Raw genomic sequence first — 20,163 nt, 5'->3', positions numbered from 1 at the left:
AGGTGCGTATTCGACCGAAAGCCGGAGAATGGGACGATGCCGGACCGCGGATTCACCCCCACCCAGCTCGCCGCACGCGCTGCATATCTACTTCGCGGCAACGACCTGGGCACCATGACCAGCGCTGCGCCCAAGCTGTACCCGCACATGTGGAGCTGGGACGCGGCGTTCGTGTCGATCGGACTGGCTCCGCTGAGTGTGGAGCGCGCCGTAGTCGAGCTCGACACTCTCCTGTCGGCGCAATGGTCGAACGGCATGATCCCGCACATCGTGTTCGCGGGCGGTGTCGACGGATACTTTCCCGGGCCGTCGCGGTGGGAATGCAACCGGCTCGCGGCCCACGCACCGAAAGGGGTACAGACCTCCGGGATCACTCAGCCGCCGGTGCACGCGATCGCTGTCCAGCGCATCCTCGACCACGCTCGTCGACACGGTCGCAGCACCCGCGCGGTCGCCGATGCGTTCCTGGATCGGCGCTGGCCCGATCTGATGCGCTGGCATCGCTGGCTGGCGGAGGCCCGGGACATCGGTGGCAACGGACGTATTGCGATCTTCCACGGATGGGAGTCTGGTATGGACAATTCGCCGCGGTGGGACGCCGCCTACGCGAATGTCGTCGTCGATGCCGTCCCCGAATTCCGTCGCGAGGACCTCGCTCATGTCGCCGATCCGGGTGAGCGACCCAGCGATGTGGAGTACACCCGCTACCTGTATCTGCTCGAGGAGATGAAGGCCGCGCGGTACGAGGACGACGTGCTCGCCGAGACAATGGGTTTCGCAGTGGAGGACGTCTTCGTCAGTGCCGTGTTCGCGTTGTCGTGCGAGGTACTCGCCGAGATCGGTGAGGAAGAGTCGCGCCCCCACGCCGACGTACGGGAACTGCGCGGGTGGGCCGACCGGTTCCGCCGCGGCATCGTCGACTCGGCCGATGCGCGGACGGGCGCAGCGAAGGACTTCGACCTCAGAACCGGGAAGTGGGTGGCCACAGACACCCTCGCGATGTTCGCGCCGCTGATCAGCGGAGGGCTGGAGCGGCCGGTCGAGCGGTCGTTGCTGCGCACCTTCGAAGGCCCGAAGTTCTGCGGCCACCCCGACCTGCGCTACGCGGTGCCACCGTCCACGTCGCCGGTGTCACTGGACTTCCGGTCGCGGGAGTACTGGCGGGGCCCGGTGTGGCCCGTCATGACGTGGTTGTTCTCGTGGGTGTTCGCGCGCCGCGGCTGGATCGAACGCGCGAACACCCTGCGAGCAGAGGGGCTGCGGCAGGCCAGTGGCGGCTCGTTCGCCGAGTACTACGAGCCGTTCACCGGCGAACCTCTGGGTAGCATGCAGCAATCCTGGACCGCTGCAGCAGTTCTCGACTGGTTGGGCTAGCTGCGCCCCGGCCTTCATGGCCGAATGTCACCCTTGGTCGATTGAACTGCATGAAGGTGACGTTCGGCCATTCGCGGTAGGGCAATCAGACGCCGATCCGGCCTCCGCCACTCTTCCATGCCGCGACCACCGACGGGCGCGGTTGCGAGTCACCGCCGTCGGGCCAGTGCGACCCCGGGCTGTCCCACGATGCGTCGTCGGTCTCGCCGGGATGCTGGACACACACCACGACGCGGCCGTCCTGAATGATCGGTCCGCATGTCTCGGCACCGACCGGCACGGTGAGGAACTGCTTCGTCTCACCGCGGCGCGGTCCATCGAGGACCACGGCGAACAGTCCGTCGTTGGAACCGAGTGCGTTTCCGTCGGTGGAGATCCACAGGTTGCCGTGTGGATCGAACGCGAGGTTGTCGGGACACGAAATCGGACTGACCTGGGATTTGTCGAATCCACCGAAGTAGGTGTCGGCGGCGGAAGGGTCGCCGCACACCAACAGGAGATTCCACGTGAACGACGTACCGGCGTGGTCGTCGTCGATCTCGAGCACCTGACCGTTCTTGTTGTTGTTGCGCGGGTTGGCTTCGTCGGCGGCAGCGCCACCGTCGACGCCGCGCTTGGTGTTGTTGGTCAGCGCGACGTAGACCTTGCCGGTGACGGGGTTGGCCTCGAAGTCCTCGGGCCGGTCCATCTTGGTGGCGCCGGCCTTGTCGCCCGCCAAGCGGGTGAACACCGCGACTTCTTCGGCACTCATCCCGTCGACGAGGGATTCGCTCGTGCCGTCCTCGTTCGCGCGCAGCAAGGGAATCCACGTTCCGGTACCTGTGAATGCGCCGCTCTCGGGCAGATCTCCCGAGCCGTCGACGGCATCCGGGTTGTCGCCCTCGAGCACCGCGACGTACAGCGTGCCCGCGTCGAGCAGTGTCATGTTGTGAGCCGTTGCGGCGCGGGAGTTTCCATCCTGCATCTTGCGGGACGAGACGAACTTGTACATGTAGTCGAAGCGCTCGTCGTCGCCGCTGTACGCGACGACCGTTCCGTCACCGGTGACGTGGATGTTGGCTGCTTCGTGCTTGAAGCGGCCGAGCGCTGTGTGCTTGACAGGCGTCGACGTGGCGTCGAAGGGATCGATTTCGACGACCCAGCCGAACCGGTTGACCTCGTTGGGTTCTGCTGCAATATCGAAGCGGCGGTCGAAGCGCTCCCATTTGCGGCCGGAGGCGCCACCTTCGAGTCCGTACCGGGCGAGGCGTTCGGCGCCGGCGGGATCGGTGACCGTCTCGGCGTTCGCGAAGTACTGGTTGAAGTTCTCCTCGCCGGAAAGCACGGTACCCCACGGGGTGACGCCACCCGCACAGTTGTTGAGTGTTCCGGCCACCCGCCTACCGGTGGGGTCGGCGGTGGTCTTCAGCAGGTCGCTGCCCGCTGCCGGGCCTGTGACCAGGAACTCGGTGGTGCCGGTGATGCGCCGGTTGTACTCTCCGAACTCCGGTGTGAGACGCCCGGATCCGGACTCGCCCTTGACCTGGACGACCGACATCCCGTGGTTCGCGATGCCGATGCGGACCTGCTCCTCGGTCGGGTTCTCCTCGTCGTACCCGGCGAACATGAACGGCTCGGTGCTGTATTCGTGGTTGACGACGAGCAGGTACGTGTTCGGGACACCGTCGACGGGCAGCAGGCCGGCGAAATCGTTGTTGAATCCGAACTGTTTCTCCTGCGCTGCTGCAGTCTGGTTGTCGATATCGAAGTCGGGGGCGTCCGGGAGGACCTTGTCGCCCCAGCGGATCACGACTTCCTGCTCGTAGCCCTCGGGCACGGTCACCGCATCGTCGGTGTTGGGAGCGACGGCGACGAAGTCGGTGCCGGCGGGGCTGGGGCCGAGATCGGCGGCACCCTGGGTGCCGCCCTCGGCGGGCGCGGCAGCGGAATCGTCGGAGCATGCGACGAGCGCGCCTCCGGCGCCCACGGCGAGCACGGCCATCGCGCCGCCGCGCAGCACGCCGCGCCGAGACACCGCGTGACGCACGAGGTCTCCGAAGTAGGCGCCGCCGGAGGTGTTGGGCACGTTGTGCGAGCACGCGTCGCCGCACTTGTACTTGCAGGTGATGTTCGAACGCGACGACTTGCCGTCGTGCATGACGATCAGAGGTAAATCTTTGCGGGCCACGGGGCTGTCTCCCTCATCTTCTAGGTACAACCGAGGGACCGTAGAAGCCGGAAGCGTGTCGAAGGCAACGAGAAGGTGAACGCAGGGTGAGTGTTCGAAGATCACGGACCGGCCGGCTCGAATGAGGGCACGCTCCCTGTGTCGTCCTCGTCGTTCTCGCCGGGTCGCAGGTCGATGAACGGTTCGATCCGCTTGGTGATCGCGTCGTTGTAGGCCTCGGGCGCCTGGATCGGGTTGGCGTGCCCGGTGTGATCGAGCTTCGCGACGAGCAGTGTGCCGTCGACTCCGCCGGAGTGGTCGACGAGGGCCTGCTGCGTGTACTCGACGTCCACCACATGATCGTTCGACGCATTCCGTGGCCGCACGAACACGATTGCAGGCCGCACCTTGTCGTCCTGTTCGGCGGCGAGTGCACGCAGACTGTCGGAAGCGCCGGAGGCGACGATCGCCTGGAACTGGGATTCGATCAGACCGTTGCTCGCGGCGTCGGTCGACAGAATCTTGTCGTTCAGCACCTCCTCGACGACGTCGACGAGTTCGGAACCGTCGATGCGCCTGTACCAACGATCCGACGGAAGCACGAACCGGTGCTGGCGTGCCGCGATCTCGACGGTCATCCGCATGATTCGGCTCTCACGGGCTCCGGGTATCCAACCGATCCAGCGCAGCAGGTCCTCCCCCGCATCGCGACTGTCGGCACGTACGGCGTGCAGATCTATCGGTGTGCAGTCGAGGATCACCCCGAGGACGTCGAGAGGCGTGTCCTGATACAGGTGCTGCGCGACCTCGAGCGCGATGATGCCACCCATGCTGTGGCCGGTGAGGATCACCGAGTCGATTCCGAGGGTCTCGGCGCGTGCTGCCACGAGACGGCTCACGACGGCGGTGTCGAGACCGCTGTTGTCGTACTCGACAGCCCACACTTCGCCGAGGCCACTCAGGGCGGGCAGGTGGGATGCGGTGTCCGTGGCGTCGAGATTGCCGAGGCCGACGAGGTCCACCACGGCGGTGTCGCGGTCACCCCGGTCGCGGGCCTCGTAGACCTGATGGATGCGCGGCTGCGTGTCGGCGAGTTGCTCGCGCATCGGCGCAACGTCGAAATGCCAGTACTGCGTGTAGAGCGCAACGAACGGCACGATCGCGATCGCAGTGCGGGCGACGAAGCGGCGCAGCCTGCCGAATCGAACCCAACTGTGGCCGGTGCGGCTGTCACGCAGGCGCCGCCTCCGGCGAGCGTCGTCCCAGTCGCCGGCGGTGCACGGTGGAAGCGTTGGTACATCGGGCATGCACTTTCGATCGTAGAGACGTATCGACGATGCTGCGAAGCGGCGCGGCGTCGGCGCGCCTCAGCGTCTCGGCTCGGCGAGCTGTCGCAAGTGCCACGCCGTCCGATTACGCCAGTCCTGCCACCGGGGGCGGTGAATTCTCGTCGCGCCACTCGATTGCTTCGACCAGCTGGGTCAGGTCGTAGTCAGGGCCTCCGACACCCACGGTGAACAACGTGATGCCCGCGTCGGCGTATGCCGCGGCGTGTTCGAGCCCCGGCCATGGCGCCGACCGTTCGATCTCCGAAGGCGATCGGCCGACATCCGCGCATCGGGCTTCGAGGATCTTCGCCTTCTCGGTGTGGGTGTCGAATTTGCCGAAGCTGTGCCAGATATCGGCGTATTTCGCGACCAGGGGCAGCGTCTTCTTCGGTCCGCCACCACCGATGAGCAGCGGAATGTGCCGGGTGGGCTGTGGGTTGAGCTTGCCGAGCCGGGAGGTGATGCGCGGCAGATTTTCGGCGAGCAGGTCGAGGCGCGACCCCTTGGTGCCGAACTCGTAGCCGTATTCGTCGTAGTCCTTCTCGAACCAGCCGGAGCCGATGCCGAGGATCAGACGACCACCGCTGATGTGGTCGACGGTGCGGGCCATGTCGGCGAGCAGCTCGGGGTTGCGATAGCCGCCACCGGTGACGAGCGCACCGATCTCGACACGTTCGGTCTGCTCGGCCCACGCGCCGAGCATGGTCCAGCATTCGAAGTGGGCGCCGTCGGGATCGCCGGTGAGTGGATAGAAGTGATCCCAGTTGAAGACGATGTCGGCGCCTGCGTCCTCAGCGCGGAGCACGGTGTCGCGGATGACTCGGTAATCCGGCTGGTGTTGGGGCTGGAGTTGGAGACCGATGCGAATGGGGCGTGTCATGCGTCCACGGTAGGCGGATCGGCTTCACGACGCAGCGTGATTCCGGTGGGACGGTTCGTCGCGAGTACGACGACGAGCAGCACCGTGTAGACGATCGGGTACGTGGCTTGGAGTAGGCTTTGCACCACGGGTGAGCCGGGCGTCATGAATATCCCGATCGCCACGACACCGTCGGGATACGACCGGTACCAGGCGAGCAGCGGCACGGCCGCGGCGAACGGCAGAAGGTATCCCCACCATCGCCGCCAGCGCAGTGCCTGATCCAGGCACAGGACGAGCAGCGGGATCACCCACACCCAATGGTGTCCCCACGAGAACGGCGCCACCATCGGGGCGGTGAGTCCTGCGACGGTCAGGCTCAGGAGGCGTTTGCCGTTGCGATGCGCGAGGTATGCCGCCCACAACCCGAGGACTCCGACCGCCCCGGCGCACAGCAGCCACAACCACATGGGGGGATCTTCGGTGTGCAGGGTGCGGGCGAGGATCCCGCGGATCGACTGGTTCGCGGGTGAAGAGATCAGCCCGATCCGCTCCGACCGGATGATGGTGCTGGTCCAGAATCGCCAGGAGTCCGAGAAGATCACGACGAAGCCGAGGAGCACGGTCGCGACGAACGTCGCGGTGGCCACGACCGCGGCGCGCCACTGTCGCAAAGCGGCGAGATAGGCGATGAAGAACAGCGGGGTGAGCTTCAGGCCCGCCGCGATCCCGACCCCGATCCCCCGTAGCCGGGAGCGTTCGGGCCTCCCGAGGTCCCACAGCACCAGAACCAGCAGGATGAGATTGACCTGTCCGAGCCAGATCGTCATGCGGACGGGTTCGATCCACGTGAACAGAACCGCGAGAAAGATACTGATCAGCCTGGTGCGCGCAGAATCCCGGTAGCCGAGTTGCCGCCAGCACAACCACACCGCGAGATACACGAGCACGAGATTGGCCAGGTTGAGCGCGAGTTCCGTGCCGTGGATCGACAGGACCGACAGCGGCAGGAAAGTCAGGGCCGCGAACGGCGGATACGTGAACGGGAGCGCGTCGTGCAGGACGAAGTCGTACAGCGGCTCGGACGTCCGGACGGTTGTGCCGCCGTACCGGTAGACCTCGGCGTCGACGGTGTTGCCGAACAGCCCGTAGAAGGTGTCGAAGCCGAGTAGCCGATCATGCGCTACGAACGCGGCGGCAGCGGCGAGGCCGAGCGCGACAAGCCACCACGAAGGGTGGTTGCGTGCTCGACGTGGCGCACCGCTGTGCTGCATGCCTATGGAAGCTATGCGTGATGGTGGCGCTTCACCCGTAGGGCGCGGGTCGGCGTGTCGACAACAGGGGTGCGAAAGGTGCATGTTGGACGCATGCGTGAGACGGAACCCGCAACACCTCCGAGCGGTATCCGACGTCGGCTCTTCCGGTTGCCGATTCTGTTGTATCGCTGGCACCTCGGTTTTGTGCTCGGCCGCCGTTTTCTGCTTCTCGAGCACAAGGGCCGCAAGACCGGGAAGCACCGGTACGTCGTGCTCGAGGTCGTCAACCACGACAACACTCGAGACGGATTCGTCGTCGCGGTCGGTTTCGGAGCGGAGTCGGACTGGTACCGCAATCTGCGCGCCGATCCGCATGTGCGGGTCGAGTCGGGACGCGAGCGGGTCGCGGTCACTGCCGAATTACTCGAGCCCGACGAAGGCGCGGAATTCTTCGTGCACTATGCGGACAAGCACCGACGTATCGCGACGAGGTTGTCCGCGACGATGGGATTCGAGGTCGACGGCAGCGACGACGACTTCCGTGAGGCGGGGCGCCGGATCCGGTTCGTCCGATTGCGGCGGGTGTGACTCCCGGCCGGATCACCGGGTGTCGAGTGCTGCGTACTGCAGGGTGAGTCCCGACAGGAAGGTTTCGAGTACCAGTTCGAAGCTGTCCTGGTCGATTTCGGCGGCGTACTCGCGGAGCCGATGCGCCTGCGACAGATGCGGATAGCGTTCGTTGTAGGTGTCGATGTCGTCGATGAATCCGCCGGCGAACGAGGTGATCGCCGAACCGACGACGATGTATTTGATCGATGCCCCGATCATCGTTGCGGTCCGCGGTGGCCAGCCCGCGCGCGTGAGTCCGCCGTGAACGGCGTCGGCGCGGTCGAGGGCGACGGGGCGGTCGCTCGGGCCGTACGCAAGAAAAGGAACCATGTTGGGGTGGGCGGCAAGGGCATCGCGATAGGAAGTCGCCCAGGTGCGGAGGGCGCCCTGCCAGTCGTCGCTCGCGAAGCCGCTCACGTCGACACTTACGGCGATGGTGCTCGCGATGTCGTCGAGTAGTTCGTCCTTGTTGGCGTAGTGGCTGTACAGGGAGGGGGCGCGCACGCCGAGTTCGGTGGCGATCTTGCGCATCGACAGACTGTCGAGTCCGTGTTCGTCGACGAGACGCAACGTGGTGTCGCGGATGAGTTCCCGGCTCAGGATCGGGGTGCGTGGCCGCGCCATGCGCGTCTCCTTCCGGCCGCCGTACTGGACAACCTTACAGTGTCAGGTTACCGTTCGAAGGTACCCGACAACCAGCGTTCGCGCTGGTCTCCCTACCGGCACAACCGTGACAGAGGGCCACCATGAATCTGAAGCTCACCGACGACGAGCGTGCGTTCCGCGATGAACTGCGCACCTTCTACACCACGGAATTCCCCGCCGAGCTGCGAGAGAAGGTCGCGGCCGGTAAATCTCTGGGCAAGGACGAGTTCGTCCGGAGTCAGCAGATCCTGAACGCGCACGGCCTGGCGGTCCCGAACTGGCCCGTCGAGTGGGGCGGCAAGGACTGGACCCCGGTGCAGCGGAACATCTGGCTCACCGAGATGCAGCTCGCGTCGGTTCCCGAGCCGCTTCCGTTCAACGCCTCCATGATCGGCCCAGTGCTTGCGCAGTTCGCGTCGCAGGAGATGAAGGAGCGCTTCCTTCCGGCGACGGCGAACCTCGACATCTGGTGGTGTCAGGGATTCTCCGAGCCGGAGGCCGGTTCCGACCTCGCCTCGCTCAAGACCCGTGCGGTGCGCGACGGTGCCGACTACATCGTCAACGGTCAGAAGACCTGGACGACGCTGGGGCAGCACGCCGACTGGATCTTCTGCCTGGTCCGCACCAACCCCGACGTCAAGAAACAGGCGGGCATCTCGATGCTCCTGATCGACATGTCGACCCCCGGCATCACCGTGCGACCGATCAAATTGATCGACGGCAGCTACGAGGTCAACGAGGTCTTCTTCGAGGACGTGCGAGTGCCCGCCGAGAACCTCGTCGGTGAGGAGAATGCGGGCTGGACGTACGCGAAGTTCCTGCTCGGCAACGAACGTATCGGCATCACTCGTGTCGGAGCCACCAAGGTCAAGTTGGCGCGTGCCAAGAGTTTCGCCGCGCAAACCCGGCTCGGCGAGAGCACGCTCCTCGATGACCCCCTGTTCGCCGCCCGCCTCGCCGAACTCGAGAACGAGCTGATCGCTCTCGAGCTGACTCAGCTGCGGGTCGTCGCCAGCTCGTCCGACGGTAAGCCGAATCCCGCATCCTCGCTGCTCAAGATGCGTGGTTCGGAACTTCAGCAGGCCGCCACCGAACTCCTCGTCGACATCGCCGGTCCGGATTCGCTCCCCACCGATTCCGACGACATCGATTCGCCGGAGTGGGCGCAGCTCACCACAGGGACCTACCTCAACAACCGCAAGGTGACCATCTACGGCGGGTCGAGCGAAGTGCAGCGTTCGATCATTGCTTCCTCGATTCTCGGACTGTGAGGCCAAGGACATGAACTTCGATCTCGATACCGAACAGGATCTGCTCCGCAAGACCGTCCGTGACCTGCTCGCCGACACGTACGACGTGGAGACCCGCAACCGCGTGGCAGAAGACGATCTCGGCTGGAGCCGCGAATTGTGGCAACAGCTTGCCGAACTCGGTGTGCTCGGCCTGCCGTTCCCCGAGAAGCACGGGGGGATGGGTGCCGGGCCCGTCGAGGTGATGGCCGTCGCGACCGAACTCGGCGCGGCCCTGGCTCCCGAACCGGTGCTCGCTGCCGTGTACCTGCCCGGCGGGCTCGTCGCGGAGGTCGGAAGCGACGACCAGCGGGGCGACTTCCTTCCGCGCCTGTCCGAAGGAACGCTGTTGATGGCGTTCGCGCACGACGAGCCCGGAACCCGTTGGCCGTCCACGTCCGTCACCACCACCGCTGTGGCCGACGGTGAACAGTGGTCTCTCACCGGACGCAAGAACCCTGTGCTCCACGGTGATTGCGCCGAAACGCTGATCGTCTCGGCGCAGCTGCCCGACGGTGGGACGGGTCTGTTCGTCGTCTCCGCCGAAGCCGAAGGGCTCACCCGCACGTCGTACCGAACGAACGACGAGCGCCGCGGTGCGCAGTTCGTGCTCGACGGTGTCGCGGCCGTCCCCCTCGGTGAAGCAGGCGACGCATCGGCCGCGATCGTCGCGGCACAGGTCAGGGCGCAAGCGGTGCTGTGCGCCGAGGCGACCGGTGCACTCGAGCGTGCGGTGTACTCCACCGCCGACTACCTGAAGCAGCGCAAGCAGTTCGGTGTGCCGCTCGCGACATTCCAGGCCCTGACACACCGCGCCGCCGACATGTACGTGCAGTACGAACTGGCGGCGAGCATGAGCCTGTACGCGACCATGGCGCTGGCAGACGGCATCGTCGATCCGGTGATTGCTTCGCGTGCGAAACTGCAGGTCGGCCGGTCGGCCCGTAAGGTCGGGCAGGATGCCGTCCAGATGCACGGTGGTATCGGCGTGACGGCCGAACACTCGATCGGGCACTACCTGAGCAGGCTCACTGCGATCGAACACACCCTCGGCACGATGGACGACCATCTGCGCGTCCTCGCCGCCGGCGTCGGCGACTACGAACGGGTCGAGATCACCGGAATGTGAGTGGGACGGGCTCACTCCCGCGGCAACAGCGTGCCCAGCGGGCCGAGATCGATGTTCAGATCCTCGGGAGTGAGCCCGAAATGCTCACGCAGTTCGGTCATCCGGTCCTCGAGGAGCATCAACGTCGTTCCGATGCGTTCGATCTGCTCGTCGTCGAGATCACCGGCGTCCACCCGATGCAACGCCTGCCGTTCCATGAGCTGACGGAGCAGTTCGACCAGCGTGAGGACAAGGGTCACCAGGCCCCGTTCCACCGATTCGGGATCTGCATCGATCCGGGCCGGAATCCGGGCGGCCTCACCCACGGGTCTGCCCCGCGTGTCGTGGCACCGGCGGTTCGATGCCCGTCACCGACACCGTGCTGATCGACGAGATCAGAGCGCGGAGCGAAATCTGAACCAGATCGACATCGGCAATCGAAAGCGTGACATCACCGGAGATCACTACACCACCGGCCAGCACACGATCGAGCAGATCGATGAGAGCGATCCGGCGGTCCTCGTCGATCGACCCATCGGCGTATCTCACGGCGACACCTTCTCGGCACCTGCAAATGAATACGGTGGCCACGGACCGGTGAGCTCGAGCCGGATCCCCTGGTGGCGAGCGTCGAGTTCGTGTACCACTGCGGCGAAGTCATCGGTCCGGTCGTCGTCGACGAGATAGGTGCCGTTGAGCACCATCCATTCATGGTTGCCGCGGAGCGCCGGATCCGTCGGGGGTTGTCGACGACCGGCGGCCGCCGCACGTACGAGCTGCTCGTGGATGTCGTCGGTCCGCGCCGCAGCTTCCCTCTCGAGGGTCTCCTGCGCGGCCAGCTGCGCGCGGCGGCGCAGGAGATAGGCGGTGCCCGAGCCCGGTTCGGCACCGGCCGTGCGCGCCTCGGCGATCGTCGAGGTCAGGACCTTCCGGTCGGCGAACGCCTTCACGCCCCACTCGGTCCGGCCTTCGACGAGCACCAGCGCAGAACGGAACTCCTCGCGATGCTGTTCGAGAAGATCTCGTACCCGGCTGTCGTCGAGAGCCACTGTCGCCAGGCGCAAGGGCACCACGGCCCCGTGGCGCGCCACTCGCGACACCACGGCGTCGTGGGCTCGCGCCACTGCTTCGAGCCACGCCATGTCCTCCAGATTGCGGGCGAGCGCCGATTCCCCGAACTGGGCCAGCGGGACGGTCCCCACCACGGCCGCCAGGTCCGAGTGTTCGACTGTGCGCACCGGTTCCCCCGAGACACCGGTCATGTCTCCGCCCTCGTGAGTGTGTGAGCCCGCGGGGGCAACGGCATACATCCACACTCCGGTTGTCTCAGTCACGGTTCCGCTCGTCCATGGATTCCGGCTCGCGGGATTCGGGTAGTGCGTGGCGCGACTCCAGTTCGGCAATTCGTTCACGTAGTTTCCGGTTCTCGATCTCGAGGTCCGGTTTCGGAGAGTCCAGCTCACGATTGCGAGCCTTGCTGCTCAACCATGGATCGCTTTCCCACCAGTCGATTCCGACGGATTTCGCCGTCTCGAGCGACGCGATGACCAGCCGGAGCTTGATGGTGAGGAGTTCGATGTCGAGCAGGTTGACCTGGATGTCGCCTGCGATGACAAGACCTTTGTCGAGCACGCGTTCGAGGATGTCACCGAGGTTGGTGGACTGGTGGCCACCACCGTACGGCCTTGCAGACATGCCACCGCCCCCGCCCACGACGGTCATGCGCCTGCCCTCGTTCCGGTGTCTCCTGCTCCGCGTCCGTAGCGTCGGGTTCGCCGGTACGCCAACAGGACACCGTCCAGATCGATTTCCACCTCGTACAATGCGAGCATGTCGGCCGACGACGGAATACGTCGGTCCTCGACGACTTCCACCTCCACGACCCAGCCGTCGTCGGTGGGTTCGACCGAGGTGACCCCCTGCGGCACTTTCGATGTCAATTCTTCGAGATGAGCGAGGGCTGCCGCGGCAGCCTGCGCTGCCGAGATTGCGGGGGGCCCGGTGTCGGTCGCCACGACGTCACTCCCTCCTCCTGTCCGCGGCGGATGCGTCAGGCGTCATCATCCGGTTCAGGACTTCCTGCTGCGCATCGTCCATCTGCTGTTGTGTGAGTTCTCCCGCCTGCCAGGCCTGCTCGATCTGTTCGAGTTCGCGTCGCATGTTCGCCGGATCATGCATCTGCTGCTCGACCTGTTCCTGAATGACCTCCCCGAGCCACAAGACGCCCTTGATCGGAGCGAGCGGCAGGGTGAGCAGAGATGTCACGAGTCCCATGGTCAGTGCTCCTGCGCTTCGGGTTTCGTCACGAAGTCGTATGCTGCCATGGGCCCGAGGAGGGTCGTGTCGACGCGGCCCTCCCACTCGCGTGCGAGATCTGCAAGGGCCTGCTCGAGGTCCTCCTGTTTCCCGAGTTCCACGAGCACGGCTATGTGGACCGCGGTCTGCTCGTGGTCGGGCTGCCGTTCGTTGACCATCGGTTCGAGCGAATCGAGTGCTTCGACTGTGCGTCGGGTGTCCTCGGCACGTTTGGATTCGATTGCTCCGTTGATGATTTCGCCCAGCGACATGCGCGCCTCGCGGGTGGCGTCCTCGGGCTGCCCACGAATCTGCTCGCGTAGCTGCGCGGCTTCGGGATTCTCGTCGAGGATCTCCTGCAGGATCGCCTTCTCGGAATAGCGTCCCTTGATCACGAACTGTGCGAGCCCCTCGAGCTGGTCCAGCGCCGAGGCGAGTTCCTCCGCGTTGCCTTCGAGTAGTTCGCGGGTCACCGCATCGCGGTCGGTGAGTACCGCACCGAACCTGAGCGGAAGCACAGGCGCGACGGCAACCGTTCCGTCGAGCAGGGCCGCGTGCGCCTTCAGGTCGTCCGGTGTGCCGAGGGCGCGGTCGGTGGGGATCTCGCTCACGAGAGCGGCCACCTTTGCGCTACGTACCACCGAAACCTCGCTGGGCGGGTCGCCGACACCGGTCGCGTGTCCCTCCGGTTCCACATCGGCCGGCACGATGCCGTACACGTAGAACGCAGTTCCCGAATCATTTTCGGAAGCCGTGCTTTGCTCGGTCCGCTCGGTGGACATCTAGTCCTCCCTCTTGCGCGCGCGAGATGCCGGCTGTCGTTGTTGCTGCACATCGCCGAGGAAGTCGCTCACTTTCTCCCCGGCGGCCTCGAGCGCCCCCTTCGTCTTGTGTTTGGCTCCACCTTCGGTGATGTCGCCGACGAGATCCGGTAATCCCTTCGGTTCGTTGTCGGAGATCTCGAGCCGGTTCACCGCTTCCGCGAATCGCAGATAGGTATCGACACTCGCCACCACCACGCGGGCGTCGATCGTGAGTAGTTCGATACCGACCAGCGAGACTCGTACGAACGCGTCGATGACGAGTCCCTTGTCGAGAATCGTGTCGATGACGTCGGCGAGGCCCGAGGAGTTCGGACGTGCCATAGTGCCGCCACCGCCACCGCCGGCGCCACCAGCGGGCTGGATCGTCATGATTCCTCATCTCGGTCCGCATCGGACTCCGCAGGCCTGCGTGTGCGTCGTGGTGCACGTTCGCGTGTCTTCCGTCGAGGCTGCTTCTCCTCGGCTGTGTCTTCCTCCGGTTCGGTTTCGTCGGATTCGACGTCCTCGTCCCCGGCGGTATCTTCTTCCTCCTGGCGTGCGGTCTCGTCGTCCTTGACCACCTCGCTGTCCTGTATTTCTCCGTGCCAGCCGACAACGTCATCGGGATGCAGTACGGCCTCGGTCGTCACGAACCGTTGAAAGTGCTTGAGTTCCAATCGTGCCCGCCGTCCTACGGCCCGCCAGAGATTCGCGGTACGTTCGAACAGGCCGTGGGGGTGATACTCGAGAACCATGATGATCCGGGTGAGGTCCGGGGTCAGCTCGTGGAACGTGACCGCGCCGTCGATGTAACCCTTTCCGCCCTTGGAACGCCACACGATCCGCTCGAACGGGATCTGCTCGACAATCGTCGATTCCCAGGTCCGTCGCGACCAGAACACCTTTCCGGTCCACTGCAGTTTCTCGTCCTCGCTCTGTTCGACCTGCTCGACCTTCTTCATGAACTTGGGCCAGTCGGCGAACTGCGTCCACTGGTCGTATGCCAATTCGAGAGGTACCCCTACGTCGATGTGTTCGACGATGTTGGTGAGCTTGATCTTCTTGCCGCCGCCTCCCTTGCCCTTACCTCCGGTGACCGCCTCTTTGACGTCTTCGAACTTGTCCTTCGCGGCATGCTTGAGGCTTTCGAACCCGGCACTCGCGGCCGCTTTCATCGGCGATTCACCCTGCGCGAGTTTGTCGACGCCGGTCAGGGCGCTCGCAAGGTTGCCGCCGCGTCCCTCCGCGTAGTCGTGCAACCGACCGGTGGTGCCGATCACGCGGTCCGACACCTTGGACAAGGCGGACTCCGCGACGGTGCCGGCAAGGTTCTGTAGCGACTCCTGTAGCCGGGCGGTCGGGCTGTCCGCTACGCTCTTGCCCGCTGATGCCGCCTTCTTCGCTGTTCCGGTTACCGCGCGACCCGTCCGTCCCGCTGCCTTCGTTGCGGTCTTCCCCGCTGTGCCCACTGCGTCGGCCACGTCGGTGGGCGCGTCCTTCAACGACTTCGCCATCGGACTTCACCTTCTCGTGCGGCGCACCGGAGCGCGGCCGGATGTGGTCGACTCGGAGCGCGCAGCGCGTGCACGGGGGCGTCGAGGAGGACTCTCGGTGTCGTCCGACTCGGAGGACTGGGACGCTGCGGTCTTCCGTGTCGCACGGGGGCGGGTAGAGCGCTTGCGGGGGGCCGGACGTTCGGGTTCGGGCTCTTCGTCTTCTGTCGTGTCGTCTTCGATGTATTCGTCCGGGTCTTCCTCGGCGCTGTCGGCTTCCTCGACGTCGTCGTTCTCCTGATCGTGCTCTCGGTCGTCGTCGTGGTCTTCGCTGTACTCGCGATCGTCGTCCCCTTCGGGTTCCTCATCGGCCGAAGGTCTGGCAGTTCGGTCCTGCAGTCGTTCGTTGAGGGCGTCGATGCGGGTGCTTGCTGCGGTGACGGCGGCCGCGCGTGCTGCACTCATCAGTTCTCCGCGAACGGATTCGGTGATCTTGTGTATCTCAGGGGACGAGCTGAGCATGGAGGTTCCACGCTGTAGGAGTTCCTGAGGACTGCTGGGCAGTTTGCCTGTGAGGCCGGCGCCGGCGAGCATCAAGGCCAGTCGCATCTTCTTCGTGCGGCCGAGGAAGTATCCGATCCCCACACCTACAGCGACTCGTGCTCCTGGATTCATCACTGTTCTCCTTCGCGGGTGTGACGCGCCGCGGTGTGAGCTGCTATCGCTGAATCACTGCGTAATACGCCCGACATAAAATGTGATGCACACCACAATACGGCAAATTCGAGAAAATTTGCGCACCCGTATGCGCAAGAAAAGGAGTGCGGGGATGCACCGGACCGAATGGACCAATCGGTATGTTTACCTACGTTTTTCGAGCGATCGTCCACTCCAGGAAGGAGGGCGAAGGTAATGACCGAGTGCCGATCCGGTCAAGTTCTCGTCATCTCCCGGTGATGCCGCTGGCTCGCAGTACAAACGCCGCCTCAGGGCCGACGACCCCCTCGACCAGTGTCAGGAACCGGTCGACGAACGCGGGTCCGTGGGCCGCTTCGGTCGGATCGTCCGGATCCTGCGGATCGAGGTGGTGTGCGAGCTCGTGCAACACCACGAGCTCGCGGAATGCCCACGCTCGATTGTCGCGATGCACAGGCAGTGCGATGGTTGCGCAGTCGCTTTCGTAGTGCGCGGCGGTATTCCCCGAGCGGGCGCGGACCCGTACGGGCAGTGCGGCGCGAGGCCAGTACGCGCGCACCCAATTGAGTGCCAGTACCTTGTCGACGTACTGCTGCGCGGACTCGAGCGATGCGAAACGCCGTTCGATCGGCAAGGTGACGTGGGACCCGGCCACTTCGACGGCGCGCAAACCGCGCTCGTCCGCGAGATCGAACATGCGCCGGACGAGCGACTCTGCCTCGTACACAGACGTTCTCTGTGTATCGCGCACCTTGGTCACGATTCCAGCCTCCTCGCGGCAGGTGGCAGTTCGGGTGAGCCGCCGAGTCGCGCCGTGCGCCCGGCGCGGTCGCCCGCGCGTTGCGCGTCGGTGGATCGCGTCGCCACACGGTTCCCCCGCCAGCTTCCTCGCGCCTGCGAAGTCGTGCGGTAGAAATCGCGCAACTCGAGTTCCTTGCCGCGAAGGACGAGGGCGGTGCCGGGCGTCGATTCCTCGGCTTCGTGCTCGGTGTCCTGTTTCGCTTCGGCGAGGCGCGCACCGATTCGCGCGGCGAACGCCGACTGGAAGTTCAGGCGTGCGGTGACGCCCGCGACGGGTTTGCGCACCTTTGTGCGGACCTGTCGGCCTCCGCGACGTTCGATCACCGTCTGCACCGTCGTCTCGTCCTTGTAGGTGCCCGAGCGCAGGTAGGCGTCGGAGGCGCGCACCATCTGCACCAGCAGCGACGAGTAGAGGGCCTCACAGACGTCGATGTCGGCGGCGAAGCCGTACGCGTAGATCACCGTGGAGGTCGCGGTGATGTCGCACTGCACGTCGTTGGCCGCGGCGATCGCCAGGAACAGCTGCGCATACGTCCGCAGGCCCTTCTTCCCGGCCTCCCCGATGGTGACGAGTCGCTGGACGGGCGCCGCACGACGCTGCCTGGCGGTCGTGTGGGCGCGGGCCACTGCGAGATCGACCGAGGCGGATGTCGCGAGCCGCTGGGCGGCGGCGAGGAAGGTATCGGCCTCGTGTGGATTGTCCGTCGACTCCGCCTGGCGCAGCAGACCGCCGATGCGGGTCAGCATCTTGTCCGAACTCACCCGTCGAGCGTAGAGGGTCGGGCCGACAGCAGCCCGCCGACGCACTGCACTTGATTGCATATGCACCTGATTGCATAATCTCCCCATGGCACTCGAACACGCGCTGCTCGTCTCACTCGACGAGCGCGCCGGATCCGGCTACGAGCTGGCTCGTCGCTTCGACAGATCCATCGGCTTCTTCCACCGCGCGACCCATCAGCAGATCTACCGGGTCCTGCGACGGATGGAGGAACGCGAGTGGGTCACATGCGAGACCGTGCCGCAGGACGGCCGCCCCGACAAGAAGATCTACACGGTGACCGCAGCCGGTCACGCCGAACTCGACCGCTGGATCGCGCAGCCGTCGGAACCCGACCACCTGCGCAGCGAACTGGCCGTCAAGATCCGCGCCGCCCGTCCCGGCACCCTGCCCGAGTTGCTTGCGGAGATCACCCGCCACCGCGACGCTCACGACGCTCGCCTCGACGTCTATCGACTCATCGAGAAACGGGACTTCCCGGCGCAGGCCTCCCTCAGCGGCCCGGCGTTGCACCAGTACCTGGTGCTGCGCGGTGGCATCCGCGTCGAGGAGGGTTTCCGCGACTGGTGCCAGGACATGCTCGACGCCCTCACGCCCCCTTCGGAACAGGAACAACCGTGACTACAACAGACGCCTACCCGACCCTGCTGTCGCCGCTCGATCTCGGGCCGATCACCCTGCCCAATCGTGTGATCATGGGCTCGATGCACACCGGGCTCGAGGATCGCGCCAAGAACACCGGCCGGCTCGCGGCCTACTTCGCAGAACGCGCACGCGGTGGCGTTTCGCTCATCGTGACCGGCGGTTATGCACCGACTCGGACCGGATGGCTGCTGCCTTTCGGAGCCAAGCTCACCAACCGGATCGAGGCGCGGCGGCACCGCACGATCACCGACGCGGTGCATACGGAGGGCGGCCGCATCGTGCTGCAGATCCTGCACGCGGGCCGATACAGCTATTGGCCGCTGAGTGTGTCCGCCTCGTCGATCAAGGCGCCCATCAACCCGTTCCGGCCGCGGCGGCTCACCTCGTGGGGTGTGCGCAGGCAGATCCGCGCATTCGTCCGCTGCGCCCGCCTTGCGCAACAGGCGGGATACGACGGAGTCGAAATCATGGGTGGCGAAGGGTATTTCATCAACCAGTTCCTCGCGGAGCGGACCAACCGGCGCACCGACGAGTGGGGTGGCACCCCCGAAAAGCGTCGTCGCCTCGCGGTGGAAATCGTCCGCGGCGTCCGCGAGGCGGTCGGTCCCGACTTCGTGATCTCCTTCCGGCTGTCGATGGCGGATCTCGTCGACCGCGGCCAGAGCTGGGACGAAATCGTCTCTCTTGCACAAGAAGTCGAGTCGGCAGGTGCAACCCTGCTGAACACCGACATCGGCTGGCACGAATCGCGGGTACCGACGATCGTCACCTCTGTGCCCCGCGCCGCCTTCGTCGACTTCACGGCCAGGCTCGCAAAGCACGTGAGCATCCCGGTCGCGGCGTCCAACCGCATCAACATGCCCGAGACCGCAGAGGAAATCCTCGCCGACGGTCGCGCCCACCTCGTGTCGCTCGCGCGGCCCATGCTCGCCGATCCCGACTGGGTGCGGAAGGCCGCAGCAGGCACACCCGACGAGATCAATACCTGTATCGCCTGCAATCAGGCCTGCCTCGACCACGCCTTCGTGAACAAGCACGTTTCGTGCCTGCTCAACCCGCGGGCGGGCCGTGAGACCGAACTGCTGCTCTCGCCCACGCGTCGCAGCAAGTCGGTCGCGGTCGTCGGGGCAGGCCCCGCGGGTCTGTCGGCTGCGGTCAACCTCGCGCGCCGCGGGCATCGCGTCAGCCTGTTCGAAGCAGATGCGCAGATCGGTGGTCAATTCGGTATCGCGCGGCTCATCCCGGGGAAGGAGGAGTTCGCCGAAACCTTGCGGTACTACACGCGGCAACTCGAGCTCACCGGTGTCGACGTCAGGTTGAATACGCGCGCAACGGTCGCCGATCTGACCGACGGATTCGACGAGGTTGTCGTCGCGACCGGTGTCACGCCGCGAGTTCCGGCCATCGACGGCATCGATCATCCCAGCGTGCTGACCTATGCGCAGGCCGTGCGCGGCGGTGCGCCGATCGGTGAGCGGGTCGCGGTGATCGGCGCGGGCGGCATCGGCGTGGACGTTTCCGAATTTCTCACCCATGGCACCTCCCCGGCGGCGGATCTCGCCGAGTGGAAGCGTGAGTGGGGTGTCACAGATGCCGAGGATGCGCCCGGTGCGTTGGCCACCCCGCAGCCCGCGCCGTCGCCTCGCGAGGTCTATCTACTGCAGCGCACTCCCGGCCGTATCGGAGCGAAGCTGGGCAAGACCAGCGGCTGGGTGCATCGGGCCGCCTTGAAACACAAGGGTGTCCACGAGATCTCGGGCGTGAGCTACGAACGGATCGGCGACGACGGTCTGCATATCAGTCTCGGCAAGGACGGCAGTGAGCGCCGGGTGCTCGCCGTCGACACCATCATCGTGTGCGCGGGGCAGGAATCGGTACGTGACCTCGTGGACGGGCTCACTCTCGCCGGCATCACGACGCATGTGATCGGCGGCGCCGACGTCGCAGCGGAGCTCGACGCCAAGCGCGCGATCGAGCAGGGCACCCGCCTCGCCGACCGGATCTGAAGGGATTCCCGGTCGAAATCCTGCGGAAC

The 20,163-nt window shown here is 65.5% G+C and carries 23 protein-coding genes; 6 read left to right on the top strand and 17 right to left on the bottom strand.

The genetic code is table 11. The features are described 5' to 3' along the window. The first annotated feature begins 36 nt into the window (after positions 1-36). Positions 37-1,374 (top strand): glucosylglycerate hydrolase, encoded by a 1,338-nt coding sequence (gene ggh, locus ACTDXD_RS10585; RefSeq protein WP_440126989.1) that lies wholly within the window; start codon positions 37-39, stop codon positions 1,372-1,374. Positions 1,375-1,459: 85 nt separating this feature from the next. On the opposite strand, the gene ACTDXD_RS10580 is transcribed toward ggh, so the two are convergent. From ACTDXD_RS10580 to ACTDXD_RS10565, 4 genes are all read right to left on the bottom strand, one after another. Further along, the gene (locus ACTDXD_RS10580; RefSeq protein ID WP_440126988.1) at positions 1,460-3,541 is read right to left on the bottom strand and encodes a PhoX family protein; all 2,082 of its coding nucleotides are present in this window, start codon (positions 3,539-3,541) and stop codon (positions 1,460-1,462) included. A gap of 101 nt (positions 3,542-3,642) precedes the next feature. Next, positions 3,643-4,827, bottom strand: coding sequence for an alpha/beta fold hydrolase (locus ACTDXD_RS10575; RefSeq protein ID WP_440126987.1), 1,185 nt, complete (start codon positions 4,825-4,827; stop codon positions 3,643-3,645). Positions 4,828-4,933: 106 nt separating this feature from the next. Continuing rightward, positions 4,934-5,728: an LLM class F420-dependent oxidoreductase gene (locus ACTDXD_RS10570; RefSeq protein ID WP_440126986.1), complete on the bottom strand. Its 795-nt coding sequence runs from the start codon at positions 5,726-5,728 to the stop codon at positions 4,934-4,936. After that, positions 5,725-6,981 (bottom strand): glycosyltransferase 87 family protein, encoded by a 1,257-nt coding sequence (locus tag ACTDXD_RS10565; RefSeq protein ID WP_440126985.1) that lies wholly within the window; start codon positions 6,979-6,981, stop codon positions 5,725-5,727. Before ACTDXD_RS10565 ends, ACTDXD_RS10570 begins: the two co-directional genes overlap by 4 nt. A 93-nt stretch (positions 6,982-7,074) precedes the next feature. Between ACTDXD_RS10565 and ACTDXD_RS10560 the strand changes: the two genes are divergently transcribed. Continuing rightward, positions 7,075-7,551, top strand: coding sequence for a nitroreductase family deazaflavin-dependent oxidoreductase (locus ACTDXD_RS10560; RefSeq protein ID WP_440126984.1), 477 nt, complete (start codon positions 7,075-7,077; stop codon positions 7,549-7,551). 12 nt (positions 7,552-7,563) lie between these two features. Here ACTDXD_RS10560 and ACTDXD_RS10555 read toward each other — a convergent pair whose 3' ends face one another. Next, a complete protein-coding gene (locus tag ACTDXD_RS10555) occupies positions 7,564-8,196 on the bottom strand; it encodes a TetR/AcrR family transcriptional regulator (protein WP_440126983.1) in 633 nt (210 codons plus the stop codon). 122 nt (positions 8,197-8,318) lie between these two features. On the opposite strand from ACTDXD_RS10555, the gene ACTDXD_RS10550 reads away from it, so the two are divergent. Together ACTDXD_RS10550 and ACTDXD_RS10545 are read left to right on the top strand one after the other, a co-directional pair. Next, entirely contained in the window at positions 8,319-9,488 is a 1,170-nt protein-coding gene (locus tag ACTDXD_RS10550) for an acyl-CoA dehydrogenase family protein (RefSeq protein ID WP_440126982.1), read from the top strand. Between the two features lie 10 nt (positions 9,489-9,498). Further along, the gene (locus ACTDXD_RS10545) at positions 9,499-10,635 is read left to right on the top strand and encodes an acyl-CoA dehydrogenase family protein (protein ID WP_440126981.1); all 1,137 of its coding nucleotides are present in this window, start codon (positions 9,499-9,501) and stop codon (positions 10,633-10,635) included. Between the two features lie 11 nt (positions 10,636-10,646). On the opposite strand, the gene ACTDXD_RS10540 is transcribed toward ACTDXD_RS10545, so the two are convergent. The 12 genes from ACTDXD_RS10540 to ACTDXD_RS10485 form a co-directional block, all read right to left on the bottom strand. Next, complete coding sequence (locus tag ACTDXD_RS10540; RefSeq protein WP_440126980.1) at positions 10,647-10,940, bottom strand: gas vesicle protein K; 294 nt, start codon at positions 10,938-10,940, stop codon at positions 10,647-10,649. Next, on the bottom strand, positions 10,933-11,163 hold the full coding sequence (locus ACTDXD_RS10535; RefSeq protein ID WP_440126979.1) for a gas vesicle protein: 231 nt from the start codon (positions 11,161-11,163) through the stop codon (positions 10,933-10,935). The genes ACTDXD_RS10540 and ACTDXD_RS10535 overlap by 8 nt, the downstream gene beginning before the upstream one ends. Then, positions 11,160-11,948: a GvpL/GvpF family gas vesicle protein gene (locus tag ACTDXD_RS10530; RefSeq protein WP_440126978.1), complete on the bottom strand. Its 789-nt coding sequence runs from the start codon at positions 11,946-11,948 to the stop codon at positions 11,160-11,162. Before ACTDXD_RS10530 ends, ACTDXD_RS10535 begins: the two co-directional genes overlap by 4 nt. After that, the gene (locus ACTDXD_RS10525; protein WP_440126977.1) at positions 11,941-12,336 is read right to left on the bottom strand and encodes a gas vesicle protein; all 396 of its coding nucleotides are present in this window, start codon (positions 12,334-12,336) and stop codon (positions 11,941-11,943) included. The genes ACTDXD_RS10530 and ACTDXD_RS10525 overlap by 8 nt, the downstream gene beginning before the upstream one ends. Beyond that, on the bottom strand, positions 12,333-12,629 hold the full coding sequence (gene gvpO, locus ACTDXD_RS10520; protein WP_440126976.1) for a gas vesicle protein GvpO: 297 nt from the start codon (positions 12,627-12,629) through the stop codon (positions 12,333-12,335). The genes ACTDXD_RS10525 and gvpO overlap by 4 nt, the downstream gene beginning before the upstream one ends. 4 nt (positions 12,630-12,633) lie before the next feature. Next, on the bottom strand, positions 12,634-12,888 hold the full coding sequence (locus ACTDXD_RS10515; protein ID WP_440126975.1) for a gas vesicle protein GvpG: 255 nt from the start codon (positions 12,886-12,888) through the stop codon (positions 12,634-12,636). A 2-nt stretch (positions 12,889-12,890) separates the two neighbouring features. Further along, positions 12,891-13,691, bottom strand: a complete 801-nt coding sequence (locus tag ACTDXD_RS10510) for a GvpL/GvpF family gas vesicle protein (protein WP_440126974.1) — start codon at positions 13,689-13,691, stop codon at positions 12,891-12,893. Next, positions 13,692-14,102 (bottom strand): gas vesicle protein GvpJ, encoded by a 411-nt coding sequence (gene gvpJ, locus ACTDXD_RS10505; RefSeq protein ID WP_440126973.1) that lies wholly within the window; start codon positions 14,100-14,102, stop codon positions 13,692-13,694. It abuts the gene before it with no gap. Further along, positions 14,099-15,226 carry an SRPBCC family protein gene (locus ACTDXD_RS10500; RefSeq protein WP_440126972.1) on the bottom strand — a complete coding sequence of 376 codons (1,128 nt, stop codon included), beginning with the start codon at positions 15,224-15,226 and terminating at the stop codon, positions 14,099-14,101. The genes gvpJ and ACTDXD_RS10500 overlap by 4 nt, the downstream gene beginning before the upstream one ends. Before the next feature lie 6 nt (positions 15,227-15,232). Further along, positions 15,233-15,880, bottom strand: coding sequence for a hypothetical protein (locus tag ACTDXD_RS10495; RefSeq protein ID WP_440126971.1), 648 nt, complete (start codon positions 15,878-15,880; stop codon positions 15,233-15,235). 268 nt (positions 15,881-16,148) lie between these two features. Then, positions 16,149-16,661, bottom strand: a complete 513-nt coding sequence (locus ACTDXD_RS10490) for a TIGR04338 family metallohydrolase (RefSeq protein WP_440126970.1) — start codon at positions 16,659-16,661, stop codon at positions 16,149-16,151. Then, positions 16,658-17,464 (bottom strand): DUF2786 domain-containing protein, encoded by an 807-nt coding sequence (locus ACTDXD_RS10485; RefSeq protein WP_440126969.1) that lies wholly within the window; start codon positions 17,462-17,464, stop codon positions 16,658-16,660. Before ACTDXD_RS10485 ends, ACTDXD_RS10490 begins: the two co-directional genes overlap by 4 nt. 85 nt (positions 17,465-17,549) lie before the next feature. Here ACTDXD_RS10485 and ACTDXD_RS10480 point away from each other — a divergent pair, with 85 nt between their 5' ends. Next, positions 17,550-18,104, top strand: a complete 555-nt coding sequence (locus ACTDXD_RS10480) for a PadR family transcriptional regulator (protein WP_440126968.1) — start codon at positions 17,550-17,552, stop codon at positions 18,102-18,104. Continuing rightward, positions 18,101-20,134: an FAD-dependent oxidoreductase gene (locus ACTDXD_RS10475; protein ID WP_440126967.1), complete on the top strand. Its 2,034-nt coding sequence runs from the start codon at positions 18,101-18,103 to the stop codon at positions 20,132-20,134. The genes ACTDXD_RS10480 and ACTDXD_RS10475 overlap by 4 nt, the downstream gene beginning before the upstream one ends. Positions 20,135-20,163 lie beyond the last annotated feature (29 nt).

The sequence above is a fragment of the Rhodococcus sp. SJ-3 genome (assembly GCF_051918125.1).
GTDB lineage: Bacteria > Actinomycetota > Actinomycetes > Mycobacteriales > Mycobacteriaceae > Rhodococcus.
This window is presented reverse-complemented; position numbering and strand designations above follow the sequence as displayed.